Source organism: Rhizobium sp. BK112 (assembly GCF_014193215.1).
Classification (GTDB): Bacteria; Pseudomonadota; Alphaproteobacteria; order Rhizobiales; family Rhizobiaceae; genus Rhizobium; species Rhizobium anhuiense.
This window is the reverse complement of the sequence record NZ_JACHYZ010000015.1, coordinates 18,799-30,287: the sequence shown is the minus strand read 5'-3', so window position 1 is coordinate 30,287 and position 11,489 is coordinate 18,799. Positions and strand designations below refer to the sequence as shown.

8 protein-coding genes and 1 pseudogene are annotated in these 11,489 nt (G+C 59.2%); 6 read left to right on the top strand and 3 right to left on the bottom strand.

From position 1 onward, the window contains the following. Positions 1 to 7: 7 nt before the first annotated feature. From FHT75_RS29955 to FHT75_RS29940, 4 genes and pseudogenes are all read left to right on the top strand, one after another. On the top strand, positions 8 to 1,681 hold the full coding sequence (locus FHT75_RS29955; RefSeq protein WP_063473571.1) for a response regulator: 1,674 nt from the start codon (positions 8 to 10) through the stop codon (positions 1,679 to 1,681). Between the two features lie 142 nt (positions 1,682 to 1,823). Beyond that, a complete protein-coding gene (treZ, locus tag FHT75_RS29950; RefSeq protein ID WP_082849647.1) occupies positions 1,824 to 3,584 on the top strand; it encodes a malto-oligosyltrehalose trehalohydrolase in 1,761 nt (586 codons plus the stop codon). A 29-nt stretch (positions 3,585 to 3,613) separates the two neighbouring features. Beyond that, a pseudogene (malQ, locus tag FHT75_RS29945) lies at positions 3,614 to 5,478 on the top strand (4-alpha-glucanotransferase). A gap of 196 nt (positions 5,479 to 5,674) precedes the next feature. Further along, entirely contained in the window at positions 5,675 to 5,836 is a 162-nt protein-coding gene (locus FHT75_RS29940) for a hypothetical protein (protein ID WP_164735950.1), read from the top strand. Positions 5,837 to 6,038: 202 nt separating this feature from the next. Here the strand turns inward: FHT75_RS29940 and FHT75_RS29935 are convergent, their stop codons facing one another. Both FHT75_RS29935 and FHT75_RS36035 read right to left on the bottom strand, forming a co-directional pair. After that, on the bottom strand, positions 6,039 to 7,226 hold the full coding sequence (locus tag FHT75_RS29935; protein WP_063473573.1) for a hypothetical protein: 1,188 nt from the start codon (positions 7,224 to 7,226) through the stop codon (positions 6,039 to 6,041). A gap of 338 nt (positions 7,227 to 7,564) precedes the next feature. After that, positions 7,565 to 7,741, bottom strand: a complete 177-nt coding sequence (locus tag FHT75_RS36035; RefSeq protein ID WP_245433417.1) for a hypothetical protein — start codon at positions 7,739 to 7,741, stop codon at positions 7,565 to 7,567. Between the two features lie 779 nt (positions 7,742 to 8,520). On the opposite strand from FHT75_RS36035, the gene FHT75_RS29925 reads away from it, so the two are divergent. Continuing rightward, entirely contained in the window at positions 8,521 to 9,294 is a 774-nt protein-coding gene (locus tag FHT75_RS29925) for a fumarylacetoacetate hydrolase family protein (protein WP_047618929.1), read from the top strand. A 118-nt stretch (positions 9,295 to 9,412) separates the two neighbouring features. Then, positions 9,413 to 10,003: a carboxymuconolactone decarboxylase family protein gene (locus FHT75_RS29920; RefSeq protein WP_245294525.1), complete on the top strand. Its 591-nt coding sequence runs from the start codon at positions 9,413 to 9,415 to the stop codon at positions 10,001 to 10,003. A 199-nt stretch (positions 10,004 to 10,202) separates the two neighbouring features. On the opposite strand, the gene FHT75_RS29915 is transcribed toward FHT75_RS29920, so the two are convergent. After that, positions 10,203 to 11,204, bottom strand: coding sequence for a LacI family DNA-binding transcriptional regulator (locus tag FHT75_RS29915; RefSeq protein ID WP_183845432.1), 1,002 nt, complete (start codon positions 11,202 to 11,204; stop codon positions 10,203 to 10,205). Positions 11,205 to 11,489: the final 285 nt, after the last annotated feature.

The following is an 11,489-nucleotide window of genomic DNA, read 5'->3' as shown; positions in this document are numbered from 1 at the left end:
TCTGGCCATGAACCCCGTCAACATCCTCCTCGTCGACGACCAGCCGGCCAAGCTCCTGAGTTACGAGGTCATTCTCGAAGAACTCGAAGAAAACCTCATCAAGGCGCAATCCGCCCGCGAGGCCTTCGAGCACCTGTTGCGCACCGAAATCGCGGTGATCCTCGTCGATGTCTGCATGCCTGAACAGGACGGGTTCGAGCTCGTCAGCATGATCCGGCAGCATCCGCGCTATCAGAACACGCCGATCATCTTCGTCTCCGCCGTCATGCTCGCCGAACCGGATCGGCTGCGTGGTTATGCGGTGGGCGCGGTCGACTACGTCTCCGTCCCGATCGTCCCGGAGGTGCTGAGAGCCAAGGTGCGGGTCTTTGCCGATCTCTACAGGAAGACGCGGGAGCTCGAACGCCTGAACGCCGAGCTGGAGGCCCGCGTTCACCAGCGCACAGCCGAGCTCGAGGCCTCGGCAGCGCAGTTGCGTGAACTCAACGAAGAGCTCGAACATCGGATCGATCAAAGGACACGGGAGCGCGAGGAGGCGCTCGCACAGCTGTTCGAGGCGCAGAAGCTCGACACGATCGGTCACCTCACGGGTGGCGTCGCCCACGACTTCAACAACCTCCTGATGGCGGTTCTCGGCAGCCTAAATCTTCTGAAGAAACGGCTTCCGCCGGATGAACGCAGCGAACGCCTGGTGACGAACGCGATCCAGGCGGCCGAGCGCGGCACGGCACTGACCCAGCGCCTGCTTGCCTTCGCGCGCCGTCAGGAGCTCAAGCCGCAGGCGGTGGATTTCCTCAGGCTATTCGAAAACGTCGAGGATCTCCTCGCCAAGGCGGTGGGGCCGCGCATCGAAATCCGCAAAAGCATCCCGGCGGATCTCGCGCCCCTGCTGGTCGACAGCAACCAGCTGGAACTGGCGCTGCTCAATCTGTTCGTCAATGCCCGGGACGCACTCGAAAGTGGCGGCGCCGTGACGGTTGCCGCGGCGGCCGAAGAGAGCCGGCCGGCCAGCCTCGCGGGCGGGAATTACATCAGGATATCGGTGTCGGATGATGGCGAGGGAATGGACGAGGCAACGGTCTCGCGTGCTGCCGAACCGTTTTTCACCACCAAAGGGGTCGGCAAGGGCACCGGTCTGGGCCTGTCGATGGTTCATGGCCTGGCGGCGCAATCCGGCGGCTCGATCCAGATATCGAGCGTAAGGGGCAAGGGCACGACCATATGCCTGTGGCTGCCCGTCGCCGAAACCTTCGTCAATGTGTTGCCTGCCGTCGAGCCTTCGGCGACGGAGCCGTTGAAACCCTCGTCTCGGCCGCTTGCCATTCTCGTCGTCGACGACGACGCGCTGGTCAGGACGGGAACCGTAGCGATGCTGGAGGATCTCGGGCACCTGCCGCAGGAAGCGTCTTCCGCGTCCCAGGCTTTGGAATTCTTTGCCGGCGGACAGGATTGCGATCTCGTCATTACCGATCATGCCATGCCGGGTATGACGGGCGCGGAGCTTGCGCGTCACCTTCGCTCTTCCTTTCCAGGCCTGCCGATCATCCTTGCCTCTGGCTATGCCGAGTTTTCCGAAGACCATGGCCTCGGCCGGATGCTGCGGATGAAGAAGCCATTCACGCAGGAGCAACTCCAGGCGGCCATGGACCAGGCGCTCTCAGGCAAAGTCGCGGCGGCCTGACTCAAAGCGTAAGGCGACCGGGCCCGGCCATCCTGGTGACAGCGGCCGCTTTCGTGCGTCCGCTTGCGGACGAAACTTTTTGCTCCGGCAAAAGTTACCCAAATCCCATCCCGATTTCATCGAAGGCTTTCCCTTGACCAAAATGACGTTCGGCCCCGCATTCACCGAAGAGGGCATTCTGTTTCGCCTCTGGGCTCCCTTGCATGATAGCGTGTCGCTGAAGCTCGAAGGCGCTGGCCTGCGCCCAATGCAGGCGGCTGACGATGGCTGGCACCGCTGTGCGGTCGCGGATGCCCATGCCGGTACGCTTTATCGCTTTGTCCTGCCGGACGGCTCCGAAGTTCCGGACCCCGCCTCGCGGTTTCAGCCGCAGGATGCGCACGGTCCGAGCGAAGTGATCGACCTTGCCACCTGTCGCTGGAAGACGGATGCCTGGGCGGGCCGCCCCTGGGAGGAGATGGTCATCTATGAGATGCATATAGGCTGCTTCACGCCTGGGGGCAGTTTCAGGGCGGCGATCGAGCGTCTCGACCATCTGCAGCAACTGGGCGTCACGGCATTGCAAATCATGCCGGTCGGCGAATTCCCGGGCCGCTACGGCTGGGGCTATGACGGCGTGCTTCCCTACGCTCCGGACAGCAGTTATGGCCGTCCGGAAGATTTCATGGCGCTGGTGGACGCAGCGCATGCGCGCGGCATCTCGGTTTTCCTGGATGTGGTCTACAATCACTTCGGACCGGACGGCAATTTTATCCCGTCCTACGCGCCGCTCTTTACCGACCACCACAAGACGCCCTGGGGCCACGGCGTCAATTACGACGGCGACGGATCGGCGATGATCCGTGAATTCATCATTCAGAATGCCCTCTACTGGATCACCGAATTCAGGCTCGATGGTTTCCGCTTCGATGCCGTCCATGCCATCAAGGACGACAGCGCCGAGCATCTGCTTCACGCGCTTGCCCGCCGCGTCAGGGCGGCGGCGGTCGGTCGGCATATTCACCTGATCGTCGAAAACGAGGAAAACGACAGCGAGTTGTTGTCGCGTGACGAAAACGGCGAGGCGAGCCTCTTCACCGCACAATGGAACGACGACGTGCACCATGTGCTGCATATCACCGCGACGGGCGAAACCTTCGGCTATTATGCCGATTATGCCGAAGACCCCGGCAAGCTCGGCCGGGCGCTGGCGGAAGGCTTCGTGTTTCAGGGAGAGCATATGCCCTATCGCGGCGGAAGCCGCGGCAGGCCGAGCGGTCACCTGCCGCCCACCGCTTTCATCTCCTTCATCCAGAACCACGACCAGATCGGCAACAGGGCGCTGGGGGACCGGGTTCTGGCTTCGAGCCCGGTGGATGCCGTCAAGGCCGTTACTTCAATCTACCTGCTGGCGCCCGAGATCCCGATGCTGTTCATGGGCGAGGAATGGGGCGCCAGAGAGCCTTTCCCCTTCTTCTGCGATTTCGACGAGGATCTGAACGAGAAGGTCAGAAGAGGCCGCCGCGAGGAGCTGTCGCGTCTGCCGGGCTTCGACGCAGACGATCTTCTCGACCCGACGGCGCCATCGACCTTTGCCGCCGCCAAGCTGGATTGGTCGAAATGCGCTTCCTCCGATGTTCTTGATTTTTACAGGACGCTTCTCGGGCTCCGGCACCGAAGGATCGTGCCCTTGCTGAAAGGCGCCGGCGCCGGAAAGGCGGTCTATCGCTCAGCCGGAAGCGCGCTCGCGGTGGATTGGACCCTGGCGCAAAACCGGCGTCTTCATCTGCGCGCCAATCTCGGCAACGAGGCGGTGCCGCTCTCCTTGCAGCAGGACGACGCTGAGACGATCTTCCGTCTCGGCGGCAGCGACGGCGATAATCTCGCGCCTTGGACGGTGATGTGGAGCATCAGCGAAGCGTGAGGGCGGGCTGACAGGAAGGCGATCGAACGATGAAATCCGCTGAGTTCGACAAGCTCGCTCGCCGGCACGGCATCAGCCCGACCAGGCCCAGTCCGGACAACCGGGAGGTGACGGTATCGGGCGAGACCAAGCGGAAGATCCTCTCGGCATTGAAGATCGACGTGACGGGAGCGGTCGATCACGAGGCCGGCGCGCCGCGGCGGGAGCCTAGGCCGGCACGCAGGAAGATTCCCACGTCATTTCTGCCGGATTTCCTTTCCGCTACGCGGGTCTGGGGTGTGAGCCTGCAGCTTTACGAGCTCCGTTCGGCACGCAACTGGGGCATAGGAGACTTCGAGGATCTGGCCGATATGGCGGATCTCATGGGATCGCTGGGCGCCGATTTCATCGGCCTCACCCCGCTTCACGCGCCGTTTCTCGCGGATCCCGAGCGTTGCAGCCCCTATGAGCCCTCGAGCCGCCAGCATCTCAACCCGCTCTATATCGCGGTCGACCGATTGCCGGGTTTTGTCTGTAGTCCGGAACTCGAACGGCAATTGGCAAGCCTTCGCCAAACCGATCTCGTCGATTACGTCGGAGTAGCAGAGATCAAGCTCGAGGCCCTTCGCAATCTCTGGCCGGCCTGGCGACAGCGCCGCGTCAGTGACAAAACATACGACCCGGCCGATTTCGACGCTTTTGTTGCGCAAGGCGGCGACAGCCTGCGCCTTCACGCGCTTTTCGAATGCCTCTCCTTTTCCATGGTCGAGCGCGGCTCGGGCGCCGGCTGGCAAAGCTGGCCGGCAGACTTCCAGCACTTCGACAGCGCCGCTGTCGCCGAATTCGAGCGTGGGCATGCGGACGATGTCCGCTTCCACATGTGGCTGCAATGGCTCGCCCATCGGCAGCTAACGCAGGCGGCGGACCGGGCTGGGAAGGCCGGCCTGCGGATCGGGCTCTATCTCGATCTGGCCGTCGGCGAGGCGGTCGACGGTTCGGCGACATGGAGCGAGCCTGACATCTATGTCTCGAAGGCCACAATTGGCAGCCCGCCCGATCCCTTCGCCGTGGACGGGCAGGACTGGCACCTCGCCGGATACCTGCCTTCGGCAATCGCTTCAGGAGAAATGTCGCCTTACCGGCGGATGGTGAGCGCTGCCATGCGATATGCGGGCGCCATTCGCATCGACCACGCCGCAGCGCTTCGCCGCCTCTTCCTGGTGCCATTAGGCAGCAGGCCGGACAAAGGCGCCTTTGTCCGCTATCCCGAGGATCGGCTTTTGCAGATCCTCGCCGAGCTATCCGCAGAACATCGCTGCCTGGTCATTGGAGAAGATTTGGGGCTGATCCCCAAGGGATTGCAGGAGGATCTGGCGGCGGCCCACATTCTCTCCTATCGCATTCTTTCCTATGAACAGGACGAACAGGGTTTCAAGCCGGCGGACGTCTATCCCGTCCTCGCTTTGGCCTGCATTTCGACCCACGACCATCAGACGCTTGCCGGCTGGTGGCGTGGCGCCGACATTCAGGCCCGCTCCGACCACGGCATCGTGCCGGCCGATCTCACCGAAAACATCGCGAATACCGCAAGCGAGAACGGAGAAACCTGAAGGCCGCCTTCAAGCTCGCCGGCCTCGATCTGCCGGCCCGCCTCGCGCGCGCGAAAGCAAGCGAGCGGACGCTGAGAGAATTGACCGTGAGCGCCTATCGCTTCATCGCCAGGACACCCTCGCTTCTCGCCGTGGTCCGTCTCGCCGACCTTACCGACGAGAAGAGACCGACCAATGTTCCCGGCACCAGTGACAGCTATCCGAACTGGAAGCCGAAGCTATCGTTTTTGCTCGGGGATCTGATGTCGAGCCCGCTGCTCAAGAGCGTGACGGCGGCAATGCGGGAGGAACGGCCACGGGACTGATCGAGGTTGGGGCGAGCCGTCAGCTTCGTCATTGTCGCTCGATCGGGCATCCCAAACGAATGGAAATCGATCGGGAAGGGAACGAATAGCAGGCCGGCGAATTTTGAAGGAATAAGGACAGGGATCGTCGAGACGAGGCTCCGTCCGTTTCGCCGCTTCAGATGCGGCGCGCCTAATATTGATGGAAAATACGACCATGACGACCGCATTCATCCTTATCGCATTGGCGCTGATCATCATATACGCCGGCCCGACATTGCTGTTCATCTGCGTCGGATATGCCGATTATGTGCTGGAGCGGCGAAGGCATATGGTAGCTCTGAAGCACGCCGTGAAGCGTCGCAGCGACGAGTTCTAGAGCAATTCCTGAAGGGGCTGATCCAGAGGCAGGTTGGCAGATAACCCGCCTCCGGCAGCCGGCGTTCGTGAAGCGCCCTGCAAAGATCCTAGAGCAAAGATCCTAGAGCATTTCCGTTTTTCTCCGAATCACGGAAATGCTATCTCTTTGTTTTCACGCAAGTCCGGACGCAAAACTGCGACGCCCTTTTGCTGGAATTGCTCTAGTCGTTCGCGGTGACCTTGACGCCGAGCACCGAGGGAATGGTGTTCGGTGCACCCATGGCAGCACCCATGATCATCGGAAAGGGAACCGGCTTTTCCGGCGCGGCGCTGATCGTCAGATTTTTCGGACCGTCGAGATAGGTGTTGACGGCGGCCGACACCTGGTTTTGCAGCTCGGGTAGGTTGAGCTGTGCCGTCATCATCGGCACAAGACCTTTCAGCGATTGCGCCAGTTGATCGCCCGTGACGCCCTGCTGCGAGCCAGCATAGTCAAGTGCCTTCTTGGTGATCGAGGCATCGTCGAAGCGGATCGAAGCGCTGTTGAACGTCAGCTGCTGCATCAGCCCCAACATCGCAAGGCCGGCGGCCTGGTTGGCCTCTTCCTTGTTCGGATTGGCCTCGGCGGTTTTCACCGCCTGCTGCAGCGATTTGATGAAGCTCAGCGTGTAACCGGAGAAGTCGACGGCGAAATTCAGCCGGCCGATATTCTTGAAATCGAAGGCATATTCGTCGACGGCGACCTTGCCGTTTTCGATCTCCCAGTTGCCCTTCATCGTCACGGTGCCGTCGAGCGTCGTCAGCCCGAGCTTCGCGATGGCCTCCTTCGCGCTCGCCTCCTCGACCTGCGACAGGTCGGCTTTGATGCCGGCGACATTGGCGTCATAGGCAAAGCCGCCGTCCTGGCGTCCGAGGTTTGACTCGATACTCTCGATAGCAAGCACGTCCTTGCCCTTGATGTTGAGAGCGATTGGGCCGGTGCTGACGGTTTCATAGAGGAGGATATCGTTCAGCGTGTCGCCTGATGCATTGGCGGGGATCGTGAGGCCGACGATCAGGATGTCCTTTGCGGAAAAACGACCTTCCTCCTGGCTCATATCGATATCCGGGAAAGAGACGCCCTTGGCGTAGTAGCCGCCGCCTTCGGTTTCCTCGACGCCCTCGAAGGTGAGGTCGCCGATTTTCAGCGTGTCGCCGGGCAGGTTCGCATATCCCACCTGGACGCCTGTCGCCGTTACCGTGTCGCCGTCGACATCCGCGTTCTCAAAAGTGATGACCGTACCGCCGGCACTGGTTGCGGCATTGAGTTTCTTCATCATGTCGGCGCCATCAAGGGCAAGCGCCGGGCCGGCGAGCGTCAGGAATGCGGCGCTTGCCATCATCATGTGGAGATTGCGTATGGGCTTCATCGAGATGTCCTTATGGAGAAAGTAGATGCGAGGTTTGTGAACATTATCCGGACGTGTCTCTCCCACGCTGAGAACGGAGAGGCGAATGCATGTCCTGGTGATCAGGTAAGCTAATTGGGGGGCGATAAGGTTCGGATCAGCCGCAACCCCAGGGCTGACAAAAAATGGCCATCCCTACGCCGGCCGTGGGCGGCAGCATTTTCTCTAGCAGGGGTGGTTTTGCGATTCATTCTCACACATAAAGTGTATTTCTTCGATTCTTGCAACCCTTTGAATTCGGATGCCAAACCGGAAATATGGGTGTTGTCAGATGCACCGGAATGGGGGGTCCAGCTTTTCTAAGCCCGCGGCACTCGCCCGCGCAACAGATAGGCGAGCGCAAAGATTACCAGAAAGGGATAGACGAGCACGATGATTGGCAGACCGGCGGCAAGCGCATCATTCTGCAGATAGATGTTGAGGACGCCGGCGCCGAGCACCAAGGGATAAAGCGGCGCAAATCTGTCGAACCACATCCTGAACGGTCCTGCCAACAGCAGAACGAGCGCTGGCAGAATGAAAATGCCAAAATTTCTCGCAACATTCATGAGTTCAGCATCAAGCGGTTCGGGGAATGAATAAATTCGGTTTAGTTGACGGGCCGCCCACAGAGCGGCGATTGCCGCCCCTGCATATCCCGCTGCTCTTGCTAGCATCGCCGAACGTTCCTTTCGTTCATCCTCCCGCATTGATACGGCCATGCCTTCACCGTATCCACATGCATTGCCCGATGTCTTAGTGTTTTTTGCCTAGGCTAGGACGACGTGCCCGTCGGAGGAAAGCGCTTCGAGGAGTGCCCCTTCCATTTTGGTGTTTCTGATCTGCAATGTGCGGATTGCGACGGGACGGAGCGAGAGCGTCGTCGAGGGATTCAGTGGAGCTTTGCGTGCATCCGGTGTTGCTGACAGCTAACCTCATGGGCAGCGAACTGCTGTGATGTAGCTCAGCATATGCTGAATGACTTGCCGGTCCACAGAGCGGGTGGGCTTATCCGCTGTCGGAGGTTCTGCTGCTTGTGCTGCGTGCGACAGTTGAGCGGCATGGAGGATTTCGTCGAGATCCGGCTTGGGGGCGAGGAGCGGATTATCTCTCGGCAATAGCCGACTGAGGGGTTCGGCGAGAAAGTCGCAAGGCCCGAACGACTGACGGTGTCGCAACCGTTTTATTGCGGGTGATCTAGTTAAAGCCGTAAGGCGAGATAACGTTGACGAAGCCTCTGCAATTGCGCTAACGTTAGCAAAAATTGGAGACTAAGATGAAGATTGTGCGCTACCAGTCAGCCGATGGAATTCACTACGGGGTCGAAAGCGAGGGCAGGATCGAGCGGATTGCTGGCGATCCCTTCCAAGCAGTCGAGCTAACCGGGCAGATGGATTATCTTTCCGACGTCCGCATACTATGCCCGATAGAGCGACCTCGCATATTTGGGGTCGCGTACAATTACCGGCAGCACACCGACGAGTCCGGAAAAGAACAGCCAACGCTCCCGGTGCTGTTCATGAAGCCAAGCACGGCTGCGAGCGGCAACGGAGATGCGATTGAATATCCAAGTGATGGCGAAATCGTCCACTACGAGGCTGAACTGGTCGCCATCATAGGCAAAGGCGGACGCCACATTCGCAAGGAACATGCCTTGCAACACGTCCTCGGCTACACATGCGGTAATGATATCAGCGACCGCATCATACAGCGGCAGGAGAGCAAGTTCGGTTGCCTGCTGGCGGGTAAGGGCTACGATACTTTTGCGCCGATGGGTCCGGCTATTATAACAGATCTCGATCCGACAAACCTTGACGTCATCCTTCGTCAGAACGGCACCGTCAAACAATCGGGGAATACGCGAGACCTCGTCTATTCAGTTGCTGACATTGTCGCTTACTTGAGCCGCTTCATGACATTGCTGGCCGGCGATGTCATCATGACCGGTACGCCTGCGGGTGTCGGGCCGATCGTTCCCGGCGACGATCTTGAGGTGGAAATCCCCGGTATCGGTGTTTTGAAGAATCCCGTGGTTCCTGCGCTGCATTAAGCGGCGCACGAGCGGAGATTGTTTCTAAACGGCTTGCATTTTCACGGCAAAGATTTCGGTTGACCTTAAGTTCTCGAGTGCTATTGATGCTAACGTTAGCACTTGCCTGTGAGCTGGTTTGCACCGGGCGACCTTCGGGCAGGAAGATTTGCGAAGACAAGCTGAAGGTGGAGAAATGGCACGAGTAAAATATATCTCGAATACCGAACTGGCCGAGAAGCAACCCGCACTCAATGAGCGCCTGCTTAAGGAGAGGAAGGTTCCGACCGGAAATATCTTCCTCGCGCTCGCCAATGCTCCGGCAGTCCTCAACGATTTCCTGACCTATGCAAATGCGGTCCGGGCGGCTGACCTCAGCCCGAAGCTGCGTGAAATGGCGATCCTGACGGTCGGTTACTGTACAAACTCCGAGTACGAAGTGAAGCATCATCACTCTCATGGCCTCAGGGCGGGCCTGACGGAGGAGCAATTCCATGCCATTCCGAATTTCGAAAACTCGGATCTTTTTAACGAGCAGGAAAAGGCTGTGATGGCCTTTGCCAAGGACTCCACGCTGAACGTTGATGTTTCCGATGAAGTGTGGAACGGGGTCGCAAAGTTCCTGTCGGAGAAGCAGCTTGTCGAACTCGCAATCAACGTCGCCTGGTACAATTCCGGCGTTCGCCTCATGGGCGCGCTGAAGATCGATCTTGAAGAGGGATACCGGTGAGCAAGCGGGCGGCGCGGAAGCTGCGTCCGCCTCGGCTTGCCGCATAGTTTTGGCGCGTCTCATCAAGATTATTCCAAAGCTTTCAGCGTCCGGCCTTGGGATATGAATCGCAGCCAATCAAAGAGAGGTGCACGTCGCAGGGCGGGCGCCTCTCTCTGATTCGGAGGCTTGCTGCGGGAGATCGACATCCTGCCGGCGTTCACGGAGCGCTCGTGCTGCCGCGAATGACCAACTGGGGCGGAGAGATGAAGCTGTAGGGCTTGCTTAGGTCACCCTTGTTCTGAAGATGATGCAGGAACCAAAGCCCGCAAGCCGTTGCCAACTCCGAAACAGGCAACTGGACTGTCGTCAGTCCCGGCCCCCACCACCGATACCCAAGCTCATCGCCGAACCCGATGACGGAAATGTCGTGGGGGACGCGCAAAGCCTGATCCTGTATTTCATCAATGACTCCGGAAGTGTTTTGTACCGCACCGATCACAACCGCCGTCGGTCGATCCTTTAAGGAAAGAAGGCGACGCACGGCCTCCCGTCCGAATTCGGTGGACGAAGGCGCGCCCAGTTCCTCATGAACGGTGATCGTGTGGCCGGAGCTCTTTACCGCGTCCCGGAAACCCTGCACGCGGGCTGCGCCAGTGGGCAGCTCTTCCGTGCCGCCGATATAAGCGATCCGTTTGTGACCTTCATTGATGATATGTTCAGTGCTTTCGTAAAGTGCCCGTCTGTCATCAATCCCAAACCATTGGTCGCCGAGCAGCGGCGCCTTTCGCAGCAGTTGGATGTGAGGCGTCATCTTCAGGATTCGCGCAGAATCGGGATGAGGTTTTGCGCTCGGGACCAGAATGATCCCGGCGACGTTGACGCTTGTGAGCTCCTTGATGTGACGAAGCTCGTGCATTCTGTCGTCATCGGTTTCGCACAGGGTCAGCTGGTAATTCGCTGAAAGAAGGCACCGCGAGAGAGCATGGGCAATAGTTGAATAAAAGCTGTTCCGGATATCTGGAACGATCAGCCCAACGAGATTACTCTGAACCCCACGCATCATGCGTGCGGCACGATTGGCAATATACCCCGCTTGAGTTGCAGCTTCGTTCACCTTTCGCTTCATCTCGGCGCTGATGCGTCGATCGTCGGCAAGGGCGCGACCCACGGTTGAGGGTGAAACTCGCAGTGTGGCGGCGATGTCTTTAATTGTTACCATTGTGCTTGGCTCGAATGATCACTTTCGCCAACGATAGCACTGACGTCGCAGTTGTCAAACTCCGAAATCACAATCGATTTCGCCAAATCGATGCGATCTAATTTTCGCCCCAATGCTTCGGCTCGGCGACGAGATGTAGTCATAAAAATTCCAAATTTCTCATAGGCTTGATCTTACGTTCCGGAACTTCTCTGTCCTTGTCGCTGCGCCTGAAGCGAACTTCGGCAGCGAATTAACCTGTTGAACGCCGTTGACAGGCAGGCTTCGCTATGAGACGAATGTTGT